Below are 26,298 nucleotides of genomic sequence, written 5' to 3'. Positions count from 1 at the left end.
CAAGGATGCCGTGGTTTTTAATTTAGCCCCGATAGAAGCGGCACGAAGTAGAGCGGATAGCGGGAAAATGGCCGGCTGAAAATGCCAAAACTTTCGCTTCTGGGCGTTATAAAAATTTAAAATTGTATTTTTGCGCTATGGAAACGAACAGACAGAAAAAAATTGGCAGTGTATTGCAAAAGGATTTGGTAGATATTCTTCAGGGAGAAGTGCGTAAAAACGGCATTTCTAACTTGGTGATTTCAGTTTCAAAAGTGAGTGTAACTACCGATTTGTCTATTGCCAAAGTTTATTTGAGTGTTTTTCCACAAGACAAGGCCGCAGCTTTATTGGAAGCCATTAAAACCAATGCACCTTTAATCAAACACGATTTGTCGCAAAGGGTAAAACTACAATTGCGTAAAGTTCCGAATTTGGCTTTCTACATTGACGATTCGTTGGATTATATTGAAAAAATTGACAATGCTTTGGCCGGAAAAGAGAATCCGATTGAAAATCGTGACCTTTTAGACAAACGCAAGAAATTTTAAAAGGCGTATTTAAAAAAATAATTGTTCAATCTAATTGCCCAATTATTTTTTTTAATTCAAAATTATACCAGAAATAATAAATTTGTCCAAAACCAATAATATAAGTATAATTTGAATTTCTCGTTATACATAGCCAAACGTTATCTTTTTAGCAAAAGTAAAAACAATGCTATTAATATTATTACGGGTATCGCTTCAGTAGGCATTATTGTTGGCGCCATGGCTTTGTTTGTGGTGCTTTCTGTTTTTAGCGGGTTGCGTGATTTTAGTTTGTCATTCTCCAATGACTTTGACCCCGATTTGAAAGTCAATCCCATTTCCGGAAAATCTTTTTTTATTAGTCCGAATCAGGAAAAAGAGCTTAAAAATATTGATGGTGTTGCTTCTTACAGCAAAGTCGTGGAAGACCGCGTGCTTTTCTTTTTTGACGGAAAAGAGCAAGTCACTTATTTAAAAGGTGTCGATGTCAATTTTACCAAAACCAACGTGGTTGACCAAAATTTGGTGAACGGAAAATGGTTGGAACCCAATACTGTTCAAGTAGTGATTGGTTATGGAATTTCGGAGAAGTTATCTCTTGGACTTTATGATTTTAATAATGCTTTTGAAGTTTACGTACCGAGAAAAGGCAAAGGTGTTATCGAAAGTGAAGCCGAAGCCTTTAACAAAGCGAAGTTGATTCCGATTGGGATTTATGCCATCAGCGAGGATTTAGATAGTAAATATGTGTTTTGTGATTTGATTTTGGCGCAGTATTTATTAGAATTGAAGGCCAATCAGATTTCGGGAGTAGAAATTAAACTGAAACCTGAAGCAGAAGAAGAAATAGTTATTGAAAAACTGAATACTTTGTTTCAAAATAAAGTCGATATCAAAAACAGAGCGCAACAAAATGCTACTTTATATAAAATGTTGAATACCGAGAATATTGCCGTGTATTTGATTTTTACTTTGGTGATTATTATTGCGCTTTTTAACTTAATTGGCGCACTGATTATGATGGTTTTGGATAAAAAAAGTAATTTAAAAACGCTTTACAATTTGGGTTCCGAGATCAAAGATTTGAAGAAAATATTTTTGTTGCAAGGCAGTTTGCTGAGTCTTTTTGGTGGCATAATTGGATTACTTTTGGGCGTAATTATTGTGGTGATTCAGCAACAATTTAATTTGGTTATGATTACCGAAACCTTAGCTTATCCTGTAGTCTTTAGTATTCAAAATGTAGTGATAGTCTTCTTGACGATTGTATCTTTAGGCTTTATTTCCAGTTGGATTGCGAGTAGTAGAGTAAGTAAAAAGTTGTTGGATTAAACAAACTGAAAACCGGAATAAACGTCTTGAATTTCATCCAAAGTTTTGAACAAAGATTCAGCAGATTCCAGCGTAACCAATTTTAAACGGTGTTCCTTAAAGTTGGGAATTCCTTTAAAGTAATTGGTGTAGTGACGGCGCATTTCTACAATTCCCACGCGTTCGCCTTTCCAGTCCATAGACCAAGTGAGATGGTTTCTCGCGGCTTCAATTCGGTCTGCCATTGTAGGTTGTGCCAAATGTTCTCCGGTTTTGAAATAGTGCTTGATTTCGTTAAAAATCCAAGGATAACCAATCGCAGCGCGACCAATCATCATACCGTCAAGGCCGTATTTATTTTTGTATTCCAATGCTTTTTTAGGCGAATCAATATCACCATTTCCAAAGATTGGCATCTTAATTCTTGGGTTTTCTTTAATGCGTTGAATGTGTGACCAATCAGAATGACCTTTGTACATCTGAGCACGAGTTCGGGCGTGAACCGTTAAAGCTTGTACACCAATATCTTGTAAACGTTCGGCGACTTCGTCAATATTAATTGAATTTTCGTCCCAACCCAAACGTGTTTTTACCGTAACCGGAAGAGAAGTTCCTTTGATAACGGCTTTGGTCAAGCGCACCATTAAATCAACATCTTTTAAAACGCCGGCACCGGCGCCTTTGCAAACCACTTTTTTTACCGGACAACCAAAATTAATATCGACTAAATCCGGTTGGACAGCATCAACAATTCTTGAAGACATTTCCATCGCTTCTTCATCGCCACCAAAAATCTGAATCCCAACCGGACGTTCGTAATCGAAAATGTCCAATTTCATTCGGCTTTTCATCGCATCGCGAATTAATCCCTCAGAAGAGATAAATTCCGAGTACATTAAATCGGCGCCGTGTAACTTGCAAAGTCTGCGGAATGGCGGATCACTCACGTCTTCCATAGGTGCAAGGAGCAAAGGGAAATCAGGTAATATGATGTTGCCTATTTTGGGCATAGTGTCAATATAATTTTTTGCAAAGGTAAAAATCTATTATTAATAACCCTTAAATGATTATTAATCTTCGAGTGGATGAAATAAAATTAGAAACAAAGTAATGTTATATAAGGAAAAACATTAAATTTGAATTCTATACATCTTTAAACCAACCAATTAAACATTTTATCATGAAAAAACAATTACTAATTCTGCTGCTTTCAATGCTGACTTTGGTTAGCTGTAGTGATGACAGCAATAATTCTTCGGGTCAAAAAACAGGAAAGTTAAGAGGTAAAGTAACCACTATTAATACCCATAAGGCTGTTGGTGGTGCTTTGGTATTTGCTTTTGACGATGAAAAAAATATTTATTACACCTATAGCAATGCAACGGGTGATTTTGAATTAGATACGCCAATTGGTGATCGAGTAGTACATATTCAAACGGGTGATGGATCAAATTTCAGAACGACCATTAATGTTGTTGTGCAGGAAAATCAAACACAACAATTAGAAGAAGCATCGCTAAGATTAGACCAAGTAGCCAGAGTAGCTTATGTAAACGGAAGTTTTGACAATATCGAAGATATTATTGCCTCTTTAGGATATGAAGCAGAGCAAATTACTTTTAGTCAATTATCTGATTACAGCGTGGTTTCACAGTATGACATTATCTTTTTAAACTGTGGTTCAATATCAGGAAACATAGCCAATAACACAACTGTTACCAATAATTTAGCAACATTTGTAACCAATGGCGGAAGTTTGTATGCTTCAGATTGGTCCGTTGCCTATTTAATAGGAGGAGATACCAATACCAGTTCTTGTAATGAAACAGGTGGTTTTATTTCTGATACAACACTTTGCTCAGTTAATAATGGAGGTTCAGGAACACTAAATGCTTCTATTACTAATGCGGCATTAGCAAATGCTATCGGACTTTCAACGTTAGATATTGAATATGATCTTGGTTCTTGGCAAAAAATTGTTACTGTAGATGAAAGTTTTTGGGAAGTTTTGGTTAGAGATGCTAACACAAACGAAGCATTGATGATAAAAACCAATAATTTCTTTGATCAAAGTTTGGTTGGAAGCAGAGTAGGAAATTCACAAAATTCTGATTGGATTACTATTTGTCATGTTCCGGATGAAAACGGAAGTGAGCCAATAACAATTACTATAGAAGCGGCGGATTTACAATCTCATTTGGATCATGGCGATACTTTAGGTTCTTGTTCAGCGGTTGGAACAAGTGGGACAATTTATTATACTACATTCCACAATCACGCCAACCAAAACATTGGAAACTCTCAATTCATACTCGAACATGTGATTTTAAATCTTTAATAAAAAGTGCTCCGATAAGGAGCATTTTTTATTTAAAACCTTTGCAAAATAAGTATTTAATCAATCCAAAACTTTGACTTATATTTGCCGATTAAACGCACGCGCGTTTTTGCCCATCCGAGGACATTGGCCGAACGGAGCGAAGCTAAAAATTGACAGATTTACGAAGATGACATGCGAAGCATTAGATGTTTCCAATAAGACAATATTAAGTTTACATGAAGCATATTAGAAATTTTTGCATTATTGCACACATTGACCACGGAAAAAGTACGCTTGCAGACAGACTTCTTGGCGCTACACAAACCGTTTCCGCTCGTGAAGAGAAAGCCCAATTGCTTGACAATATGGATTTGGAGCGTGAGCGCGGGATTACGATTAAGAGTCACGCCATCCAAATGGAATACAAATACAAAGGCGAAGATTATATCCTAAACCTTATTGATACTCCGGGACACGTTGATTTTTCGTATGAAGTTTCGCGTTCGATTGCTGCTTGTGAAGGAGCGCTTTTGATTGTAGATGCGGCTCAAAGTATACAAGCACAGACGATTTCCAACTTGTATTTGGCTTTAGAAAACGACTTGGAAATTATTCCCGTATTAAATAAAGTGGATTTGCCAAGTGCTAATCCGGAAGAAGTCAGTGATGACATTATCGATTTATTAGGTTGCAAAATGGAAGACATTATTCACGCTTCGGGTAAAACCGGCTTTGGTGTGGAAAATATTTTAGCGGCTATTATTGAAAAAATTCCTGCTCCAAAAGGAAACAAAGACGAACCTTTACAAGCCTTGATTTTTGATTCCCATTACAATCCTTTCCGCGGTATTGAAGTTATTTTCCGTGTCAAAAACGGTGAAATTAAAAAAGGGCAAAAAATTAAATTCATGGCCACCGGTAATGAATATTTTGCCGATGAAGTAGGAACGTTGAAGTTAAATCAGGTTCCGAAAAACGTAATTTCTACTGGCGATGTTGGGTATTTAATTTCCGGTATTAAGGAAGCCAAAGAAGTAAAAGTGGGTGACACTTTAACCGATGCCAAAACGCCAACGACCAATATGATTACAGGTTTTGAAGATGTAAAACCAATGGTTTTCGCCGGAATTTATCCTGTAGATACAGATGATTACGAAGACTTGCGCGCTTCCATGGAGAAACTGCAATTGAATGATGCTTCCTTGGTGTTTACACCGGAAAGTTCGGCCGCTTTAGGTTTTGGTTTCCGTTGTGGATTCTTAGGCATGTTGCACTTGGAAATCATCCAAGAACGTTTGGAGCGCGAATACGATATGACCGTAATTACTACGGTTCCCAACGTTTCCTATTTGGCTTATACCAAAAAAGAACCGGAAGTTGGTTTTGTCGTGAACAATCCATCCGATTTACCGGAACCATCGAAATTAGACCGAGTTGAAGAGCCGTTTATCAAAGCGACCATCATAACCAAATCTGATTATGTTGGTAATGTAATGAGTTTGTGTATTGAAAAACGCGGTGTGATTACCAATCAAACTTATCTAACTACTGAAAGAGTAGAATTGAATTTCGACATGCCGTTGGCAGAGATTGTCTTCGATTTTTATGATAGATTAAAAACCGTTTCCAAAGGTTATGCGTCGTTTGATTATTCTCCAATTGGAATGCGAGCGTCTAAATTAGTTAAATTGGATGTTTTATTAAACGCTCAATCAGTCGATGCGCTTTCGGCCTTGATTCATGAAAGTAACGCTTACAACATTGGTAAAAAAATGTGTGAGAAACTGCGTGAATTAATCCCAAGACAACAATTTGACATTCCGATTCAGGCGGCGATTGGTGCCAAAATCATCGCGCGTGAAACGATAAAAGCATTGCGTAAAGACGTTACCGCCAAATGTTACGGTGGTGATATTTCGCGTAAACGTAAACTCTTGGAAAAGCAGAAAAAAGGAAAGAAAAGAATGCGTTTGGTAGGTAATGTTGAAATTCCTCAAGAAGCGTTTATGGCAGTTTTGAAACTGAACGATTAAAAGAATATCTGAGTAACTGAGAATAGCATATAGAGAAACCCAATAGCGAAAGTTGTTGGGTTTTTTGTTTAAACCATATAAGTCATGTAAGATTCTTAAATGACTTATATGGAGAGAATCACTGCATTCCTTCGAACAATTGTTCTGCATCTTCTTTTTTGAAAAGTTGCGTGCCTTCATTCATGGTGGCCGCTGTTCCGCAGGAAACGCCCCATTGAATGACTTCTTTTAAAGTTTTGTTTTGTGACAAAGCCCAAATTATTCCGCCGACCATGCTGTCTCCGGCACCTACGGTACTTTTCTTTGTGACTTTGGGCGCTTTCACCAATTCGGTTTGGTTTTTGGAAACCAAAATTGCGCCTTTTTCTCCTAGGGAAACAACAACAATTTCTGCGCTTCCTTTTTCGATTAAAGTTTTGGCTGCTTTTTCTACTTCGGGTAATTCTAACCTTTTTACTCCAATTAATTTGGCCAATTCACCTATGTTTGGCTTAATCAGATAAACCCCTTTTTCCAGTACTTTTTGTAACGCTTCACCTGAAGTATCCACAATTACTTTTATTCCGGAAGCTTTTGCGGTTTCAGCAATTGTTTGGTAGAAATCCGTTGGTAAACCGTCATTTAAACTTCCGCTAAGGACTAAGTAGGTTGTTTTTAGTTCTTTTATTGTTGTTAAAATAGTTTTGATTTCTTCGGCTGAAAATTCTTCTCCCGGAAATCCAAATCGGTATTGCGCTTTAGTACTGTTTTCAAAAGCAATAAAATTTTCTCTGGTCCAGTTTTTGGTTTTTATGACGATACTTTCTATACCTTCATTGGCAATTAATTCTTCTAATTTTTCACCTGTTGAACCACCGGAAGTTGACACACAAAGAGAATTCCCTCCTAATTTAGAAATGGCTTTAGAAACATTTATTCCGCCACCGCCGGCATCGTATCTTGGTTTTTCACAACGAATTTTTTTTTCGGCAACCAATTCTGAAAAATGGGCGGATTTATCTAACGATGGGTTGACCGTAAGGGTAATGATTTGATATGTTTTCATTGTAAAAAAATTAATTATAGTAAAGGTGCGAAAATTTATTGTTTTTCTCCTTTTACTATAAAATACTATCTTTGGATAAATGTCTTTTATGTTAGATGATTCCCCCAAACGGTTTGACCGTATTATCGCCATTCTAATTCAATTACAATCGAAAAAGGTTGTAAAGGCTCAGGAATTAGCGGAACGTTTTGAAGTGAGTTTGCGTACCATTTACCGTGACATTCGAACGTTAGAATCCTCAGGAGTGCCTATATATGGCGAAGCCGGAATTGGATATTCATTGGTTGACGGCTATCGTTTACCACCGGTTATGTTTACCCGCGAAGAAGCCAGCAGTTTTATTGCTTCCGAAAAGCTAATGCAAAAATTTATTGATAAGGAATTGGGACAGCATTACCAATCGGCTATGTTTAAAATTAAATCAGTGATGCAAAGTTCGGATAAAGATTGGGTTTCGAACATCGAATCAAAAATACTGATTCAACCGCCGAACGGCGATTTATTCAACGAGAATGTTCCTAATGCCATGGCAATCCTTTTTAAAAGTATAGCCGATAAAACACAAGTTGTTTTAAACTATCAGTCCATAGAAGCCGAAAATGCTTCCTTGCGAACTATTGAGCCTGTTGGAATTTTTCACGACAATAACAGTTGGTATGTTTTGGGGTTTTGTCATTTGAGAAATGATTATCGTCAGTTTCGTGTCGATCGAATGGAAGGAATTAAAAAAACCGAAATTTCATTTACTAAAGAGCATGATGCTTTAGAAACTTTTTTGGATAAAGAAAAGGAATCGCCAACAACAACTGTCCGACTTTTAGTTGATAAAAAAATCAGCAAATACCTTTCTTATGAAAAAAACTACCACGGATTTGTTTCGCAAAAAAATGTAGGCGATTCAGTAGAGATGACTTTTTTGTCCCGGGATTTAGAAAATGGTTTTGCCCGTTGGTTTTTAATGTATGCCGATTATGCCGAAATAATTGAGCCATTATCATTGAAAGACCGAGTTGTAGAATTAATGAATATTTATCGCCAACGATTGCAAAAAAAAGCCCCGACTAATCGAGGCTAAATTTTTTTACCAACGTTCCCAAAAGAACGGTGGCTCAATGCCTAAAGCTCTTAAGTAGACATAACCTTGTCCGCGGTGGTGAATTTCGTTATCGATAAAATAAAAAATGTTTTGGTAAATAGGGAATTCATATTGCCCGAACAAATTGAACGTTTTTTCGAAATCTTCTTCGGGGATTTGTAACCAAAGGCGGTTGATTTCTTCGGTGGCTTCGTCCCATTTTTGCAAATATTCCGCTTTGGTGGTTAATACAAATCCTTCTTCGGTGTAAGGTTGACTATCTCTTGAAATAATGGCTTTCAAAGCCGGAACGGCAATCGAAAGTAACTCAGAAGCCAAGCCCGAAAAAGGACGCATACCGCCAACAGAAAATTCAAAAAATTCTTTTTCAGGAAAAGCTTCGATAACGCGGCGTGTTACAAAACGATGGCCTTGCCAGTGGCGTAATAACTGTTCTTTTGATAAGATTGATGAGGTGTTCATAGTTTCCATAAGTTGATGTTTTTTATTTATAAGACAAATTTATAAGGCAGAAATGACAACAGTATGTCAGTAGGAATTTGAAAGTTTAAATTTTATTTAAAAAGAGAAACTGTTCGTACCTTTGCAACCTTAAACTTTGAAACAATGTTAGAAGATAAAACTCCGCAACGCACTTCACTATCCCAATTAGGCGAATTTGGGTTAATTGACCATTTGACCAAAAATTTTGATGTAAAACAACCCTCGACTTTGAAAAGCATAGGAGATGACGCTGCTGTTTTGGATTTTAAGGATAAAAAGGCCGTCGTTTCAACCGATTTGCTGATTGAAGGAGTTCATTTTGATTTGTCTTATATGCCTTTACGTCATTTGGGTTATAAAGCTGTTGTGGTGAATGTTTCCGACATCTGTGCTATGAATGCTAAACCAACACAGATAACGGTTTCCGTTGCAGTTTCTAATCGTTTTCCATTGGAAGCATTGGAAGAACTGTTTGACGGTATTGCTTTAGCGGCGAAGTTCTATAATGTGGATGTTATTGGTGGTGATACTACTTCTTCACAAAAGGGATTGATTATTTCGATTACGGCTATTGGAGAAGCGAATGCAGAAGATATTATTTACAGAAACGGAGCAAAAGATGGCGATTTGTTAGTGGTAACCGGTGATTTAGGTTCGGCTTATATGGGATTGCAGGTTTTGGAGCGCGAGAAGCAAGTATTTCAGGTGAATCCGAACAACCAGCCCGATTTGGATGCTTATACTTATTTAATTGAACGCCAATTAAGACCTGAAGCCCGTCATGATATCAGAGATTTATTGCAAAAACTGGAAGTGAAACCGACTTCAATGATTGATATATCGGATGGTTTGTCTTCTGAGATTATTCATATTTGCAAGCAAAGTAAAGTCGGCTGTAATTTATACGAAGAAAAGATTCCGGTAGATCCACAGTTTATCAATGTTTGCGAAGAATTCAACATTGATTCAACAACCGTAGCTATCAATGGTGGCGAAGATTATGAATTGTTGTTTACCATAGCTTTAGATGATTTTGATAAAATAAAAGCCAATCCGAATTTTACCGTTATTGGACATTTAACACAGGAAAGCGAAGGCATACACTTAATCACAAGAGCTAACACTAAAATCCCTTTGAAGGCTCGTGGGTGGGACGCTATGGATTCATAAAAAAAGCGATACCGAAGTATCGCTTTCCCCCTAAGTCTTGAAAAATTAAGAAGCAGTTTGAAGTTTTATAACTACTTGATTAATTCTACAAATACTAACCCTGAAATCATTCAGCTAAGTTAGGTATTGTAGTTATGTGGTTAATTACGGTTTACCGCATATTTGGTTACGGTTTACCGTAATATCGTTAAATGACACCTTTATTCTTGGCTTCTCTGATTAAATCTACATCAGTTCCGCCTGCAACTTCAAGTATTTCACGAATATTTAGTTTTCTTTTTTCGATAGCGCTTAGAGAAAGCGGTATGTAGGTTGGTAAATCTTTAGTTTTGACGCCTTTTGATAAGTGAAATAGAATTTGTTTGTCGAAAACATCTAATTCAATGTTGTTGTATTGGGCTTGACCTACTAATTTTATCACGGTTTGGCTGTAATAACTTTCGTCATTGATGATTTTGTCAAAGGCAAATAGCAATTCATCAAAGGTTAAATCGTTTTTGATGATTAAACCGCTTGGGTTGATGTTTTTGATGATATTGTTAATTTTAAGTAACTCGGTATGCATGGTCAAAAGAATGACTTTGCATTCCGGCATTTCGGTTTTCATTAACATGGCTAAGTCTTCTCCGGAATAGATTCCTTTCTCAGCATATTCGGGCATACTGATGTCAAAAAAAGCGATGTCGAATTTTTTAGCCGAATCTACGATGTTTTCATAGCCTGTTTTGCAGTTGCTGGCTTGTGTTACTACAAATTCAAAGCCTTTTTGGCCATATTTATTAATTGCATTTTTGTAGGCTTCAATAATAAAGGGATGGTCATCAACGATTAAAATTTGGATAGGGCTTTTCATTCTTGTTCTACAATTATAGGTTGTTTTGTTTCTATTGGTATGGTTATTACAATTTTAGTTCCGTTGCCTTTTTTAGAAGCAATGTCGATAATTCCTTTGCAATCATGTGTCCTGGAAATCATATTTTGCATGCCGATTCCTTTGCTTTTCTTGTTGACATCGAATCCAATTCCGTCGTCTTGGATTTTCAAATATACATTTTCTTCATTGCCTTTTATCTCTACCAAGATGTTTTTAGCGTTGGCGTACTTATTAATGTTTTGCAAGCCTTCCTGTAGGATACGGTATAAGTTGATTTTGATAGCATTGCTTACTTTATCCCAGATCACATTTTCATCAATAGTATAATTGACATTGACTTCAAAGGAAGTTTTTTGTTCTTCTAATAAATTATGAACGATAGAAACAAAGTTATTAATTAAAACTTGTTTTTCTCTATTTAAGTCGTGGGATATTTCGCGAATGTCTTGTTCGATGGTTTTGAGTTCATTTAACAATTCAAAACGTTTTTGTACCGCATCCTCTTCGGTGCTTGAATTTAAGCTGTCTAAGTTTAAGCGCAAACCAAACATTCTGCCTAAAACACCATCATGTAAATCTTGAGCCAAGCGTTTTTTCTCTTTATTTCGACTTTCATCAATAATGGCTTGTTGCGACATCATCAGGTTATAAATGTCTTCGTTCGCTTTTTGCTGGGCTTGTTTGTATAATAACTCTCGAGTTCTGGCTCTTTGAGCTCTTACGACAAATAATAATACTACTAAAATAAAAGAAACTACAAAAACATAAAGCAGGTTTCTGTTGCTTTCTGCCAGACCTTCGTTTTCTTGGATGATTTCGTCGGTTTCTAACGCTAAACGAGCAAACTTTTCTTGGGATAATCTTTCTACATCCTGAATACTATCATTTATTCTAATATAATCTTTGGAGTATTTGGAAGAATTTACATTGTCTACAACTGAAGCCTGTTTTAATGCTGCTAAAAAGTCTCTTGAAATTCCGGTGCTTTTTGCCTGAATTAATGCTTCAGTTGCAAATTTTTGTGATAGTTGATTTTGCTTTGTAACAAAATAGTATTCAGAAAGATGTATTTTGCTTAGCACAATTAGGGTTTTTGCATCAATTTGTTCTCTAACTTTTAAAGAAGTATAAAATAAATTTGGTAATCCCTCATAATCATTTAATTTAAACTTACAATAGGCCAAGTTGTCAGTTAATAAACTATATAGCTCTGGGTCGTTATCAATGATTGTCTTGTCTTTTAATGCTTTAGTATAATTCTTTATAGCCTCTTTATAGTCGCCTTTGTTTTGATAAACATATCCTATATTGTTTAGACAAGTTGCTTCTTGATAATTATCAGTTAAATTATTTTCTTTGATTATTTCTAAGGTTTTTGTATAATATTTAATTGCCTTTTCATAATCTTTAGTTTCATTAGCCACTATTCCCATCATGGTAAAAATGACATATAATTTATCATTTTGATTAGTGTCTTTTAATAATGAGTATGCTCGTGTCAATGAGCGGTCAGATCCAACAAAGTCTCCAACATTATATTGAATGACGCTTTTTGAGCTTAATACGGCTCCTTCATTGTTTTTATCGTTTAAAGATTTAAATAATTTTTCAGCTTTAGAAAAATAAATGAAAGCACTGTCATTTACAGCTGTTATCCTGTAATAGCCGGCAAGATATCTATATCCTTGTGCTAAATTTAAGGTATCTTGACTTTTAATTGAATTATTAATTAATGTAGTGGAGGATTTTTTTAACTCTTCAGAGTTGCCTGTTTTTAGGAATCCGATAGAAATATCAAGTAAATGATTTCGAGTTATTGAGTCATTTGATTGTGTTATAGCTTTTTCAAAAGCTTTTTCAAAATAAAGTTTTTTTTTGTCTACAGAAATTTCATTTACATTAGCCAATCTAATATAAATAGCAGTACTGTCTGAGTCAGTTTTGTTAACAGGTTTTTTTTGTTCATTTTTTGAACAGCTTATTAATAAACAAAGAATAAAGAAAAAAGGGAAATTTTTTTTCAAACTGTTTTCATGTTAATTTTTCAAAAATAGTAAACAAATAAAAAAAACCACCTTTAAAGGTGGTTTTTTTATAATTTAAATTTTTTATAATTTTTTCATATAACATTGAGGCTTTTTTACCGTCAAGTTATTATCCATTTCCTAAACCTGGGGTTTTACTTCCTCCGATAGTAAATCCGTTTCCTAAACCTGGAGTTTTGCTTCCTCCGATAGTAAATCCATTTCCTAAATCTGGAGTTTTACTTCCTCCAATAGTAAATCCATTTCCTAAACCTGGGGTTTTACTTCCACCAATTTCAGTCGGTGTTGTAAATGAAGTAACTACAAGCATTAAAGCTAATAATCCAAATGTTGTTGCTAATTTTTTCATAATTTGAGACTTTTTATTGTTAATGTTTTTGTTTCAATTTAAAGAGTGTGTTGTTCATATTGCTTTTGGGGCTTTCACACTTTCACGATGTAAAACTAAAAAGGATGTCTCTGTGAATCCCTATATATAAAGGTGTTTGTGGTAGAATGACCTCGTTTGTGAGTGAATGATAGTCAAATCTGGGTGAATGATTTTGAAGATTTTCTAAAAATGTTGATAATTAAAAGGATTTGTTGACAATCTTTTTTTAAAGTGTTGTCATTTGAATGATCTCAAGAATAGAAATATTTTTGGAAGAGGATAAAAAGATAACAGGACTAATTTTTATTAGTCTCTTTTGGGGATTGTGATATTGATTGTAGTTCCTGAATTGGTTTTAGAACTAATCTTGAATTTGCCTTTTAAGAGTTTAATTCGGTATTTCATGTTTTGTAAACCGATTCCATTTTTTGATGAAGAATGATTTAATCCTATACCGTCATCTGTAATTGAAAGATTAATATTTGCGCCAACCTTTACAATATTTATTATTGCATTTTTTGCTTTTGCATGTTTGAGAATATTGTGACTAGCTTCTTGGATAATTCGATACAAATTCATTTTCTTGCTATTAGATATAGCGTTCCAATCAATGTAAGAATCAGTTTCTATTTTAAAGATTGTATTGCTAGCCCTATTGAGGTCTTTTATATAGCTATTCAATAATTTATTGAAACTATTAGTGCCTGAAAAAACTTCCTGATTTAGATTATGTGCAACATTCCGAATTTCTTTTTCAATATTTTGAATATCCTTGATATAGTCCAAACATTTTTTAACAGTAGCCTCGTCACGACTAATAGATAATATAGAAAGATTGAGTCTGGTGCTGACCAGTTTATTCATAACTCCATCATGCAACTCAAGCCCAATACGTTTTTTCTCTATTTGTCGAGCTTCTTCCTCCTTGCTTTCTTGTGTTAACATAAGTTGGTATATTTCCTCATTCGTGTTTTGTTCTGTTTGCTTTATGCGAAGCTCTTTTTGTTTTAATCTTTGGCGAGCAATGATGAAAACCAAAATGGAAATAAAAAGAAGAAAAATGGCGACTATAATCACAAAAGTTCTATGTTTAACAGCAGTGTCTTTTTGTTGTGTTATCTCGTCTGTTTCTAACTGGATTTTATAATATTGATTTCTAGAAGTCCTTTCTGCAAAAAGGATACTGTCATTAATCCGGTGGTATTCTTTAATGTATATTGGAGCTTTCTTTGGGTTTATACTGCCGGCATGACTTAAGGCGATTAGATAATAATAAGACGCTTTTGATTCTTTAGCTAATTTCAACGCTGATTCAGCATGTAAATTAGCTTTTAGGGAATTGCCCTTTTTAGAAAAATATTCTGATAAATTAATGTCGCATATAGCACTTTCATCTTTTAATTCTAAACTATCAAATATTTTTTTTGATTTTTCAAATAAAGTTGGAATTTGTAATTGATTTGTTTTTAAATAACAATAGCCTAGGTTATTTGATATAAATCCTAATAATTCTGGATCTTTTTCAAACAAGTTCTTTTCTTTAAGTGCTAATTTGAAATAAAAAATTGCTGCTTTGAAATTATTTTGTTCTCTATAAACATTACCAATGTTATTCAAACAAGATCCTTTTGGGCAGCTATTTTTTTTGTCATCAAATTTGTCAATTAAAAACATCGCGTCTTTATAACATTTTATAGCAAGCACATTTTCTCCAATTGATTGATTTATGTTACCAATTAAAACTAAACTTTTAAATTCATGCTTGTAAAGTTTATTTTCTTTAAAATAGTTATAAGCCTTTTTAGCCGAAAGTTCTGCGCCTAAATAGTCATTTATGTCGTTTTGGATAAGTGATTTGTTAAGATTAATTAAGGCAATCTCATATTTATTGTTCATAAATTGATAAATCTTATCTGCTTTTGAATAATTATAAAAAGCAGAGTCTTTAACTTTTGTTAAATGATAAAAATGTCCTTTATACTTATGATATCTTGCAATTCCTAAACTATCTTTTTTTTCAAAAACTTTGTTGCTGTATAATTTTATTACTTTTTCGAAACTTTTAAAATTATTTGCTTTTAAATATAAATAATTGATTTTACTCAAATACTCCCTAGTCAAACTATCGTTCCTCTCCAAATCCAAAAAACCAAGCGCTTTATCATTGTACTTTATCCTTTTTTCAAAATCCAAAGTGTCATTTCCGGCTAAGTCAAGGTATTTTTGGATAGAGTCATTGGTAGCGGTAGTTTTTTTATCGGCTAAGTTGGAGTTGCAACCGATGAATATAACAAGAAGTATTAATAAAAAGACAGCTCTTTTGTTCATATAGCCAATTTAATTAAAAATCATATTATCCCTATTGCAATGGCGATTAATTGTGTTCGAAGTTTTTTTATTGCTGAGATTATTGAGGAATAAAAAGCGGTAACCGAACCGGTTATCGTTGTTGATACATTGTCGGAAGTAGTTGTTATAGATATTTCAATGGTTAGATTAGAGTCTTTTTCTTTTTTATTGGTAGAATTTGGCGTGGTAATTTCGTTTAAAATTTTCTCTGAATTCTCATCAAAATCTGTAAGGGAATCAAATTCATAAGTAATGGTCTCATCACCTGTTTTAATTTTTAAATAGGCAGATTCGTGTTTGTTTTTATCTTGGGCGATACCCAAAGAGGAAAACAAAACAAAAGTTAGACAAATCAATAATATTTTTTTCATAAAAACAGTCGCTACTTTAAAACAATACAGCCCAAGCTTTAAGTCGTCCAAACATCAAAGCCAAGGCTGCATTTTGGTTGGTTTTTGCATACTCCTGTTTAATAACAAACCCAAAATAAACAGAACAAAATTTCAATTAATTTTCACCAAATAAGATACCACTCAAATTTAGCTACATACTCAAGATGGTAAGTCTTGCTTTTTTACCAATAATAAAATAGATTTTTTATTGAAGTAAAATTAAAAGACAAAAACGACTTACTGTTACACTAAAAGTGTACATTTTGTTAAAGTTTGCGAATGAAGGAATAAATCTAGGAGAACTTAAATAAAACCTTGTTTTCTAGCTTCTCTTAGAATGTCTTCGTCCGTGCCTTTTTCAATGTCAAAAAACTCTTTGATGATTACTTTTCTTTTGTCAATGGCACTTTTGGATAGGTTTAAATAGTCGGGAAGATTTTTTGTTTGTATGCCTTGAGACAATAACATAATTATTTGTCTGTTATAGCTGTCCAGCACTTTGTCTGATTCTTTTAATTCTTGCTTGAGACTAATAATGGTACTGCTGAAATAACTTTCACCTTTTACAATGGTGTCAAAAGCAACCAAAAATTCATCGGCCAAAATATCACTTTTCACCAAAAGCCCTTCAGGATTGCCTTCTTTTAAAACTTTAAGTAATAATAGTGATTCCGAATGTGAGGTTAGCATCATGATTTTGGTTTTCGGTAAATATTGTCTGATTATCGGAACCAGATCAGCACCACAATGAATATTTTTCTCGACAAATGGTGGCATGGTGTAATCTATCATCACTACATCAAAAGGTGTTTTGGTAGTTGAGATTAAATGATAAGCAGATTCACAGCTAAATGCAGTTTGTATATCTAAAATATAACCATAAGGATTATATGATAATATCGATTTATAGCCTTCAATAATCGGAGGATGATCGTCAATCATTAATACAGTTACTTCCATACTCAAGTTTTAGTAAATGTATTATTTTTCTTCTATATCTCCAAATAATTTCCGCCGGCGATTCGGGTGATGATTAAATCGACATTGTCTTTATAGGATTTGGAGAATGGTAATTTAGTGGTGGAATTTTTAATATAACAAACCGTATTTCCGGTATGAATTCTCGAAACCTGTTCGACATTGATAATATAACTGTTGTGAATGCGTAAGAATTGTGTTTGTGGTAAAACGGTTTCAAAATGCTTTAAGGTCTTGAAGGCCGTAATCATTTCGCCATTATTCAAGTGAATATCGGTGGAGTTGTTATCGGCTTCAAAATATAGAATATCATTTGAATCGATATAACGATAATCACCATAGGATTTGACACAAATTATCAATGATTGTTCTTTTTGAACTAGAATCGGATTTTCAACCGTTGCCGGAATTGTTTTTACTTCAACCTCTGTCTCTGCTGTTTCTAACTCTTCGGTTAGGGTTTCATCCAAAACTTCAAAAGTCGCTGCCGGATTTTTGACTTCCATGTGTGGTAAATCGGACTTGATGGCGCGGTCAAATTTGAGTATTGCTTTTCTAAAATCATTGATGTCTAAAGGCTTTAGTAAGTAATCAACTACTTCATATTTCAAGGCGTCGTAAGCTAAATCTTTTTTGGCTGTAGTGATGATGATTTTAGGAACAACACTTAGATAACGATACAATTCATTAATCAATGACAAAGAAAGATTACTTTTTTTATCAGAAGGATCAATTTCGAGAAAAACTAAATGGGGTTGGTGTTCTAAGATAAGATTTACGCCTTCGTCATAACTATTGGCTGATGCGACAAATGACAAGTTACGAAAGCGCTCAGCTATTGCCTGAGTTTTCGTGACATCGTCCTGATTGTCATCAATAATTATATAAGTGTGGCTCATGAACGCTTTTCCGTGATTTAGGAGAAAGCATCATCAGTTAAATTGACAGGTAGTTTTGGGGAAACTAATTGTTGGGCTAAGATTGCATTTTATAATTAATCCGAAAAATAAAAACGATTAAACGTCCGTATTTTCGTTGTAACGAAATTATAATTTTGATAGCTCAATGTTAGTAAATGTTGACAGAAACGTTAATACTGTTAATATGTGTGTTTTAAATCGGATAAATCCTTACAAAAACAAAAAGCCCAAACTCTTAGTGAATTTGGGCTTTTTTCCTCTTTCGAGGTAATGACAATAGGTTGGTATTACATCTTCATCAACCAGTTTCTCATCGAAACTTCGTTGCCAATTATGTCTCTCAATGCTGAAATCTTAACGCGGTCCTGTGCCATGGAATCTCTGTGGCGTATGGTAACGGTTTCATCCTCTAACGTTTGGTGATCAACCGTAATACAGAATGGTGTTCCCAACGCATCTTGTCTTCGGTAACGACGACCCACCGCATCTTTTTCGTCATAAGCAACATTGAAATCCCATTTTAAATCTTCGATGATTTTTTGAGCCACTTCCGGCAAACCGTCTTTTTTTACTAATGGTAAAACCGCTGCTTTGGTTGGTGCCAAAACCGATGGCAAACTTAAAACGGTTCGGGTTGAACCATCTTCCAACGTTTCTTCTTTTAAAGATGTGGCGAAAACTGATAAGAACATTCTATCCAACCCAACCGAGGTTTCTACTACGTAAGGCACATAGTTAGAATTGGTTTCGTTGTCAAAATATTGCAGTTTTTTGCCGGAGAATTGTTCGTGTGCTTTTAAATCGAAATCGGTTCTTGAGTGAATTCCTTCTAGTTCTTTGAATCCGAAAGGGAAATTAAACTCGATATCCGCTGCCGCATTGGCGTAGTGTGCTAATTTTTCGTGGTCGTGGAAACGGTAATTTGCTGCGCCTAAACCAAGCGATAAATGCCATTTCAAACGGTTTTCTTTCCAGTATTCGTACCATTTCATTTCTTCACCTGGTTTTACGAAAAACTGCATTTCCATTTGTTCAAATTCGCGCATGCGGAAAATGAATTGTCGCGCTACAATTTCGTTACGGAAAGCTTTTCCGGTTTGGGCAATTCCAAACGGAATCTTCATTCTTCCGGTTTTTTGAACGTTTAAGAAATTTACGAAAATACCTTGAGCGGTTTCCGGACGCAAGTATAAATCCATCGCATTCTCAGCAGAAGCTCCGAGTTTGGTGCCAAACATCAAGTTGAATTGCTTCACATCCGTCCAGTTTCTTGAACCGGTTTCCGGATCGGCGATTTCTAACTCTTCGATTAACGCTTTGACATCTTCTAAATCTCCGGCACCAAGAGAACGACCCATTCTTTCCAGAATTTCACGCTCTTTTGCCAAGTATTCCATCACACGCGGGTTGGTGGTTTTGTATTGTTCTTCGTCAAACGATGCTCCAAAACGCTCGCGGGCTTTTTCAATTTCTTTTTTGGCTTTCAGGTTTAATTTTTCAGCATAATCCTCAATTAAAACGTCGGCTCTGTATCTTTTTTTAGAATCCTTGTTGTCAATCAACGGATCGTTAAACGCATCCACGTGACCCGAAGCTTTCCAAGTGGTTGGATGCATCAAAATTGCGGCGTCTAAACCGACAATATTTTCATGCATTTGCACCATGGCTTTCCACCAATATTCCCTAATGTTCTTTTTTAATTCGACTCCGTTTTGCGCATAATCATACACTGCGCTCAAACCATCGTAGATTTCGCTTGACGGAAAAATAAATCCGTACTCTTTTGCATGCGAAACTACATTCTTAAATAAATCTTCTTGTTTTGCCATAATGTTGCAAAAATATAAAAAGCGATGATAAAAAAAGGGCTAAAAATCAATTAGAATAGAATTTTTTTATAATTTTATGTAAGAAAATTACTTTTTTATGTTGAATCACCTGCTGAATTTATTTTTTCCAAAGTCGTGTGCCGGTTGTCATTCCTTTTTATTGCATGACGAATTGGTGATTTGTACGCAATGTCGGCACGAAATTCCGCTGACCAATCACCACAAGATTCAAGAAAATGAAGTGTTCCAAAAATTCTATGGTAGAATTCCGTTAGAGTTTGGTGCTGCCTTATTTTATTTCCACAAAAAAGGAATTGTTCAGGAAATGATGCATCAATTGAAATACAAAGGAAATCAGGAAATTGGCCAAATTGTAGGCGATTGGTATGCGGCAGAATTAAAAGATTTGGAAGCCATTACAACCATCGATTACATCATTCCGGTTCCGTTGCACAAAAGAAGATTTCGCGAACGCGGGTACAATCAGGTGACGAAATTTGGACAAGCTTTGGCACAAAACTTAGCGATTCCTTATGAAGAAACCATTTTGCAACGAAAATTATATACCAAAACCCAAACCAAGAAATCACTTTTAGGTAGGGCTGACATTAGTAAGACTATTTTTGACGTAACTTTTTCAGAAAGTCATCATGGAAAACATTTTTTGCTGATTGATGATGTAATTACAACCGGTTCAACACTAGAGGCTTGTAGTCGTGAACTGCTCAAAATTCCGGATGCGAAAATCAGTATTGTTTGCATGGCGATGTCACACAGTTAATTTTATAGAAAAAGAGTAAATGAAAATATTTTCTTATATTCGTGATGAATTAACTCCTTAAATTTATAGTTATGAAAAAAATATTTTTAGGAATTGCCCTTATTATTTTGTGCCAAAGTTGCTTTAGCTACAAAGCAATGGACAACGATCCAACAAAGATGGAAACGGGTAAAACATATAAGATTAAGCAAAATCATAAGTATTCGAAAGTAGTCTTTCATGATGTAAAAGACAACACAATATTGGTTTCAGAAGATTTTGAGGAAAAACAAATTCCCATAAATGATATCACAGACATCAAAAAAAGGAAATTCTCCATAGTCAAGACTGTAGCGCTACCTTTGTCCATAATAGCCGGTCTGGTAGGACTCTTCGCTCTATCATATAATTGACCTTCAAGAAGGGAAAAAAACTTTGTAAATAATGGGTTAATGACCAATTTGTTAACTTTCGGCTAAAACATTTCATTCGCACTGAATATAATTGTTATTTTGTGCTTTGAAAAAATGCTTTATGCCAAAAATCCACTTCAAATATTTTTCTTTACTGCTGATTCTTTTAACCATTGGATGTGCCAAGCGCGGCTCGATTACCGGTGGTACGAAAGATACAATTGCTCCGGTTTTAAAATCGAGTTTGCCTAAAAATTTTTCGACCAATTTTACCGGAAAAGAAATCAAGTTGGTTTTTGATGAATATGTAAAGCTGAAAAATGCTAATAAGCAGTTGATTATTTCACCACCTATGAAAAATCAACCTGAGATTTTACCTTATAATGCCAGCAAAATAGTGACTATCAAGATAAAAGATACTCTTTTGCCGAATACCACTTATAGTTTCAATTTTGGTCAAAGTATAGAAGACAATAACGAAGGCAATCCGTATTCCCAATTTAAATACGTTTTTTCTACCGGCAGTTATATTGATTCCTTGGCGCTGAGTGTAAAGGTCAAAGATGCTTTGGAAAGGAAAACGGATAATTTTGTATCGGTAATGTTGTATGAAATCAATGAAAAATTTAATGATTCGACGATTTATAAAGATACGCCAAGGTATATTACCAATACTTTAGATAGTTTGCAAGTAGTCAAACTCGAAAACCTAAAGGAAGGAAAATATCTTTTGGTGGCTTTGAAGGACAACGGCAATAATCTATACAACCCGAAGTCGGATAAAATTGGTTTTCAAAAACAATACATTAGCATTCCGAACGACACTATTTTTGAATTAGAATTATTTAAAGAGACTTTACCGTTTAAAGCTTTTAAACCAACATTGGCTGCAAAATCACGAATGTTGATGGGTTATGAAGGCAAAGGTAAAGACACTAAAGTAATGGTGAAAAATGGTTCTGAAAGCATTCCATCATTGGTTACTCAAATGGCTAAAAAAGATTCGTTGCAAATTTGGTTCAAACCTGTAAAAGCAGATTCGCTCCAAGTGACTGTTGAAAAAGACAAGTATAAAACAGATTTCATTGTTAAAATGAAAGCTGCAAAAGCAGACACTATTAATATTAGTTCGGATTTTAGTGGGAATTTACCACTTCGAGGGCGATTTTCTATGACTAGTGTTACGCCTTTAGTGAAATTTGATAAATCTAAAATCAGTATTAGAAGCAAAGATTCTACGGTAGTTGATTTTACTGCCGAGTATGATGATTTTAACCAAAAAATGTATCTAGATTTCAAAAAAGAACCATTGGAAAGCTACAGTATTCAAGCAATGCCGGGTGCTATGACTGATTTCTTTGAAAAGGAAAATGACACACTTAACTTTAAAGTAAGCACCAAGAATTTATCAGATTATGCCAATTTAAGGGTTGTTCTGGAAAATGTCAAGACATTTCCGTTGATTGTAGAACTTACAGATAAAGATGGAAAAGTCAAATACACAGAATATACTGAAAGCGCTACGACTATTAATTTTGACGCAATTGAACCCTCAAAATATACTTTGAGAATCATCTACGATAACAATAAAAACAAGGTTTGGGACACGGGAAGCTTCTTAGAAAAACGTCAAACGGAAGAGGTCATTTATCTACCCGGTGAGATTGATGTTCGCCCGAATTGGGATTGGATACAGCCTTTTAGTTTGAAATAAGATTGAAGATTAACTATTTTTGATTGCCGAATTATTGTATTTTAAAATCGTCTTTGTCTTCCAAAAAAGCCAATTTACTTCTCGTTTCTAATATTTTTTCTTTGTTTAATTCGATTATAAAAACGCCATCTGTTTCTTGTGGTTCCAATACATAATTCCCTAGAAAATCAACGGCTTGCGAATGACCGACGTATTCTAAACTATTACTGTCAGTTCCAATTCTGTTGACGCCAATCGCATAACTCATATTTTCTACGGCGCGCGCTTTTAGCAAAATATCCCAAGCATTGATGCGTGGTTTTGGCCAATTGGCAACATAAATTAATAGGTCATAATTTTCCACATTTCGCGAAAAAACCGGGAAACGCAAATCATAACAAATCAACGGACAAATCTTGAATCCTTTGTAATCAATGATTAATTTTTCGGTTCCGGCTGTATATACTTTGTCTTCTCCTGTCAACGTAAACAAATGTCGTTTGTCGTAAGTTTTGAGGTCGCCATTCGGAAAAACAAACACCAAACGGTTGTAAAAATTACCGTTTTCTTCAATTACCAAACTTCCTGTAATGGCGCAGTTTTTGGCTTTCGCCAAATGTTGGAGCCAAGAAATGGTTTCGCCTTGCATAGTTTCAGCAACATTTCTCGGATTCATGGTAAAGCCTGAGGAAAACATTTCGGGAAGGACAATCAAATCGACGTCTTCCATAAAACCCGTTATTTTTTGGGCCAAATGACTTCGGTTTTCGGTTGGATTTTCCCAAGATAATGTGGTTTGGATTAAGGCTATTTTCATTTTTTTAAGGGATAAGGGAAAAGAAATAAGGGATAAGTTTATTTAATGGTTATTTCGTCAATAAAAATAAAGGCATCGCCACCGGCTCCTTGATGCCATTCTGGTAATTTACCGTAATTATAGGCTTTAATTTTTACGTATTTGGCTTTGATAGCTGAGTTTAATTTGACACCAAAATTGGTCACCGTATTTTCAGTTTCTGCTGGATCAAGTGTATTGTCAATGGTTCTGGCTAAAGTAAAGTTCACATTATCAGTAGACACATAATATTCTACTTTTGTAGGCATCAAAATCCAAGAGCGCGAATCTTGAAGAAAAGTGCTGTTGCATTCGGTAATGGTTTTTTCAGATTGCAAATCTACAGTCGCTTCAAAATCTTGACCTTGATATCCTTGCCAATCGCCCTTTCTCCAGTTGGTAGTTCCGTTGATTCCGTCTAACAAACCTTCCGCACCGCCGGCATGGTATTGCGGGTTGTATTTTGATTTGATGTCGATGGAGTAATTGTTGGGTTTTTTGAAGAAAGTTGCAGAAATTGTGTCGCTGGTTGCCATAAAATCAGGTGCGAGATAGGCCTCAATTTTTGAGGTTTCGTCTATGATGAATGGTTTTTCATAAAGTTGAAATGTTTTATTATTGTCCATTCTGTAATACGCTTTAAGGCTTTTTTGATCATCCAAAAAATCAAGTTTATTGTAGAGAATGCTAATTTCAATCTTTTCTTTAAACGACTTACTTTTGGCTTCAATAACCGGAACAGGAATTATAGGTTGCCATGAATCTTGATGTGGTTTTTTTTGAAATTCCTCTAATCCGAAATACTGCAAATAATCTCCAGTTCTGGTTTTATCTATGTAATCAACTTTATTTTCATTCAATTGTACTTTAATGGTTTTAAAGTAAGGTTCAGTAGTACTCCAGCCTGCTTTCCCCGGTGTAACCGCATAAATTCCCATTGAACTCAACACATACCAAGCGCTCATTTGGCCACAATCTTCATTGCCAATCAAACCATCGGGCGTGTTTTTGTAGAATTCGTTTAGAATATAATTGATTCTTTTGACTGTTTTTTCGGGTTTGCCGATGTAGTTGTACAAATAAGTCATGTGATGACTTGGCTCGTTCCCGTGCGCGTATTGTCCAATCAAACCGGTAACGTCAACTTGCTCACGTCCTGTGGTTTTGCTTTCGCTGTTGAACATTTTGTCTAATTTGGCTTCAAATTTTTCGGCTCCGCCGTATGCTTCAATCATCCCGGGAATGTCTTGCGGCACAAAAAAAGAATAATGCCATGAATTGCCTTCAGTAAAGTTGTTATTGACTTCTCTTGGGTCAAAAGGTTTGTCCCAACCGCCGTTTTTCTTTGGTCGCATAAAACCGGTGTTCCAATCGAAGACATTTTTCCAGCTTTGCGAGCGTTTCATGAAATAATCGTAATCGTCTTTTTTGTTTAAAATCAAAGCCATTTGCGCAATACACCAATCGTCATAAGCATATTCCACCGTTTTGGAAACGCTTTCGTGTTCATCATCCATCGAAATAAAACCTTGTCTTTTATAGGCTTCCAACCCTAAATGATCCAACATCGCAGAATGTTTTGCGGCTTCAAAAGCTTTTTCGTAATCAAAACCTTTGATGCCTTTAGCCATTGCATCGGCCATGACAGAAACCGAATGGTAACCAATCATACAATCGGTTTCATTCGACGCCAATTCCCAAACCGGTAATCTTCCACCTTGTTCGTATTGTTTTAAAAAGGTATTGATGAAATCGGTGGTCCGTTTCTTTTCGATTAAAGTATATAAAGGATGCGCACCACGAAACGTATCCCAAAGCGAGAATACAGAGTAATAATCAAAACCTTCGGCTTTGTGGATTTTGTTGTCGCGACCACGGTATTTGCCGTCGATGTCTTGGGCAATATTAGGTTGCACCATCGTATGGTATAAAGCCGTGTAGAAAATGGCTAATTTATCCGTATTAGTTTCTGTGATTTGGATTTTAGCCAATTGTTGGTCCCAAAGTTTTTCGGCATCTTCTTTGACTTTATTAAAATTCCAGCCCGGAATTTCGCTCATGTTTAGTTTGGCACCTTCATAACCAGTTGGAGATAACGCTACTTTAACCCAAATTTTATCGCCTTTGCTTACGGATTTAGAAAAACTTAAAGCCAATTGTGTTCCTGTAAATAGTTTATCAGTCGAAGTGGCTTGCGCTGCATTGTTGTTTCTGATTTTGTTGATTTGCATCGGTTGGCTGAACTCAATTCGGGCAAAAACGTATTGATCCTTAGCCCAAGCTTCGCTTCTTCGGAGTATTTCAATGGTTTTAGAATTCACAATTCGCACTTCACCTTGTAACAATTTATCGCGGTGGTTTAAATCCAAAATGATGTTGGCTTTGCCCGAATTATTAAAAGTATATTGGTGAAAACCAACACGAGTAGAAGAAGTCAAAGCTACGTCAATGTTGTGTTTATCGAGCTTAACCGAATAAAATCCGGCTGTTGCTTTTTCTTTCGCATGAGAAAAGGTTGAGCTGTATTCTTTAGGGTTTAATGTTGGTTCGCCCATGGTTGGCATCAACATAATATCGCCATAATCAGTACAACCGGTTCCGTTTAAGTGTGTGTGAGAAAAGCCATAAATAGTATTATCGTCGTAATGATAGCCCGAACAGCCATCCCAACTGCCGTCAATTCTAGTATCGGGAGACAATTGTACCATTCCGAAAGGCACAGTTGCTCCTGGATAGGTATGTCCGTGACCACCGGTTCCAATCATAGGATTGACATGTTGGTGGAGATTTTGACCATAAGTTGAAATGGAAATCAGTAAAAATAAAGAGGTAAGTTGAAATTTCATTGCGTTGTTTGTTATGCGAAATATATA

The 26,298-nt window shown here is 35.2% G+C and carries 22 protein-coding genes; 9 read left to right on the top strand and 13 right to left on the bottom strand.

Going from position 1 to position 26,298, the window contains the following annotated elements; translation table 11 throughout:
- Positions 1 to 137: 137 nt before the first annotated feature.
- The gene (gene rbfA, locus B3C16_RS13570; RefSeq protein WP_121312104.1) at positions 138 to 530 is read left to right on the top strand and encodes a 30S ribosome-binding factor RbfA; all 393 of its coding nucleotides are present in this window, start codon (positions 138 to 140) and stop codon (positions 528 to 530) included.
- A gap of 111 nt (positions 531 to 641) precedes the next feature.
- Entirely contained in the window at positions 642 to 1,841 is a 1,200-nt protein-coding gene (locus B3C16_RS13565; RefSeq protein ID WP_121312103.1) for an ABC transporter permease, read from the top strand.
- On the opposite strand, the gene dusB is transcribed toward B3C16_RS13565, so the two are convergent.
- The gene (gene dusB, locus B3C16_RS13560) at positions 1,838 to 2,830 is read right to left on the bottom strand and encodes a tRNA dihydrouridine synthase DusB (RefSeq protein ID WP_291132608.1); all 993 of its coding nucleotides are present in this window, start codon (positions 2,828 to 2,830) and stop codon (positions 1,838 to 1,840) included. The genes B3C16_RS13565 and dusB overlap by 4 nt on opposite strands.
- 170 nt (positions 2,831 to 3,000) lie before the next feature.
- Here dusB and B3C16_RS13555 point away from each other — a divergent pair, with 170 nt between their 5' ends.
- A complete protein-coding gene (locus B3C16_RS13555) occupies positions 3,001 to 4,158 on the top strand; it encodes a hypothetical protein (protein WP_291132606.1) in 1,158 nt (385 codons plus the stop codon).
- 218 nt (positions 4,159 to 4,376) lie between these two features.
- Positions 4,377 to 6,173, top strand: a complete 1,797-nt coding sequence (gene lepA / locus B3C16_RS13550; protein WP_121312100.1) for a translation elongation factor 4 — start codon at positions 4,377 to 4,379, stop codon at positions 6,171 to 6,173.
- Positions 6,174 to 6,291: 118 nt separating this feature from the next.
- On the opposite strand, the gene B3C16_RS13545 is transcribed toward lepA, so the two are convergent.
- Positions 6,292 to 7,218 (bottom strand): 1-phosphofructokinase family hexose kinase, encoded by a 927-nt coding sequence (locus B3C16_RS13545; RefSeq protein WP_291132603.1) that lies wholly within the window; start codon positions 7,216 to 7,218, stop codon positions 6,292 to 6,294.
- A gap of 88 nt (positions 7,219 to 7,306) precedes the next feature.
- On the opposite strand from B3C16_RS13545, the gene B3C16_RS13540 reads away from it, so the two are divergent.
- Entirely contained in the window at positions 7,307 to 8,293 is a 987-nt protein-coding gene (locus tag B3C16_RS13540) for a helix-turn-helix transcriptional regulator (RefSeq protein ID WP_121314952.1), read from the top strand.
- Between the two features lie 6 nt (positions 8,294 to 8,299).
- Here the strand turns inward: B3C16_RS13540 and B3C16_RS13535 are convergent, their stop codons facing one another.
- Complete coding sequence (locus tag B3C16_RS13535) at positions 8,300 to 8,785, bottom strand: DinB family protein (RefSeq protein ID WP_121312099.1); 486 nt, start codon at positions 8,783 to 8,785, stop codon at positions 8,300 to 8,302.
- Positions 8,786 to 8,920: 135 nt separating this feature from the next.
- Here B3C16_RS13535 and thiL point away from each other — a divergent pair, with 135 nt between their 5' ends.
- Positions 8,921 to 9,967, top strand: coding sequence for a thiamine-phosphate kinase (gene thiL, locus B3C16_RS13530; protein WP_291132600.1), 1,047 nt, complete (start codon positions 8,921 to 8,923; stop codon positions 9,965 to 9,967).
- Positions 9,968 to 10,154: 187 nt separating this feature from the next.
- On the opposite strand, the gene B3C16_RS13525 is transcribed toward thiL, so the two are convergent.
- From B3C16_RS13525 to B3C16_RS13490, 8 genes are all read right to left on the bottom strand, one after another.
- Positions 10,155 to 10,820 carry a response regulator gene (locus B3C16_RS13525; RefSeq protein WP_121312097.1) on the bottom strand — a complete coding sequence of 222 codons (666 nt, stop codon included), beginning with the start codon at positions 10,818 to 10,820 and terminating at the stop codon, positions 10,155 to 10,157.
- On the bottom strand, positions 10,817 to 12,865 hold the full coding sequence (locus B3C16_RS13520; RefSeq protein WP_121312096.1) for a sensor histidine kinase: 2,049 nt from the start codon (positions 12,863 to 12,865) through the stop codon (positions 10,817 to 10,819). The genes B3C16_RS13525 and B3C16_RS13520 overlap by 4 nt, the downstream gene beginning before the upstream one ends.
- 130 nt (positions 12,866 to 12,995) lie before the next feature.
- Complete coding sequence (locus B3C16_RS13515) at positions 12,996 to 13,235, bottom strand: hypothetical protein (protein ID WP_121312095.1); 240 nt, start codon at positions 13,233 to 13,235, stop codon at positions 12,996 to 12,998.
- Positions 13,236 to 13,562: 327 nt separating this feature from the next.
- Positions 13,563 to 15,584 (bottom strand): tetratricopeptide repeat-containing sensor histidine kinase, encoded by a 2,022-nt coding sequence (locus B3C16_RS13510; RefSeq protein ID WP_121312094.1) that lies wholly within the window; start codon positions 15,582 to 15,584, stop codon positions 13,563 to 13,565.
- A 20-nt stretch (positions 15,585 to 15,604) separates the two neighbouring features.
- A complete protein-coding gene (locus B3C16_RS13505; RefSeq protein WP_121312093.1) occupies positions 15,605 to 15,976 on the bottom strand; it encodes a hypothetical protein in 372 nt (123 codons plus the stop codon).
- Between the two features lie 324 nt (positions 15,977 to 16,300).
- Positions 16,301 to 16,957, bottom strand: coding sequence for a response regulator (locus B3C16_RS13500; RefSeq protein WP_291132595.1), 657 nt, complete (start codon positions 16,955 to 16,957; stop codon positions 16,301 to 16,303).
- A gap of 32 nt (positions 16,958 to 16,989) precedes the next feature.
- A complete protein-coding gene (locus tag B3C16_RS13495; protein ID WP_291132592.1) occupies positions 16,990 to 17,874 on the bottom strand; it encodes a LytR/AlgR family response regulator transcription factor in 885 nt (294 codons plus the stop codon).
- Between the two features lie 308 nt (positions 17,875 to 18,182).
- A complete protein-coding gene (locus B3C16_RS13490) occupies positions 18,183 to 19,724 on the bottom strand; it encodes a glycine--tRNA ligase (RefSeq protein WP_291132590.1) in 1,542 nt (513 codons plus the stop codon).
- A gap of 97 nt (positions 19,725 to 19,821) precedes the next feature.
- Between B3C16_RS13490 and B3C16_RS13485 the strand changes: the two genes are divergently transcribed.
- The 3 genes from B3C16_RS13485 (at position 19,822) to B3C16_RS13475 (ending at position 22,611) form a co-directional block, all read left to right on the top strand.
- Positions 19,822 to 20,505 (top strand): ComF family protein, encoded by a 684-nt coding sequence (locus tag B3C16_RS13485; RefSeq protein ID WP_291132588.1) that lies wholly within the window; start codon positions 19,822 to 19,824, stop codon positions 20,503 to 20,505.
- A gap of 71 nt (positions 20,506 to 20,576) precedes the next feature.
- A complete protein-coding gene (locus tag B3C16_RS13480; protein WP_291132586.1) occupies positions 20,577 to 20,897 on the top strand; it encodes a hypothetical protein in 321 nt (106 codons plus the stop codon).
- A gap of 121 nt (positions 20,898 to 21,018) precedes the next feature.
- On the top strand, positions 21,019 to 22,611 hold the full coding sequence (locus tag B3C16_RS13475) for an Ig-like domain-containing protein (protein WP_291132584.1): 1,593 nt from the start codon (positions 21,019 to 21,021) through the stop codon (positions 22,609 to 22,611).
- Between the two features lie 31 nt (positions 22,612 to 22,642).
- Here the strand turns inward: B3C16_RS13475 and B3C16_RS13470 are convergent, their stop codons facing one another.
- Positions 22,643 to 23,407, bottom strand: a complete 765-nt coding sequence (locus B3C16_RS13470) for a nitrilase family protein (RefSeq protein ID WP_121312086.1) — start codon at positions 23,405 to 23,407, stop codon at positions 22,643 to 22,645.
- A gap of 38 nt (positions 23,408 to 23,445) precedes the next feature.
- Complete coding sequence (locus B3C16_RS13465) at positions 23,446 to 26,271, bottom strand: GH92 family glycosyl hydrolase (RefSeq protein ID WP_291132581.1); 2,826 nt, start codon at positions 26,269 to 26,271, stop codon at positions 23,446 to 23,448.
- Positions 26,272 to 26,298 lie beyond the last annotated feature (27 nt).

The sequence above is a fragment of the Flavobacterium sp. UBA7682 genome, assembly GCF_002482945.1.
In the GTDB taxonomy this organism is placed as follows: domain Bacteria; phylum Bacteroidota; class Bacteroidia; order Flavobacteriales; family Flavobacteriaceae; genus Flavobacterium.
This window is presented reverse-complemented; position numbering and strand designations above follow the sequence as displayed.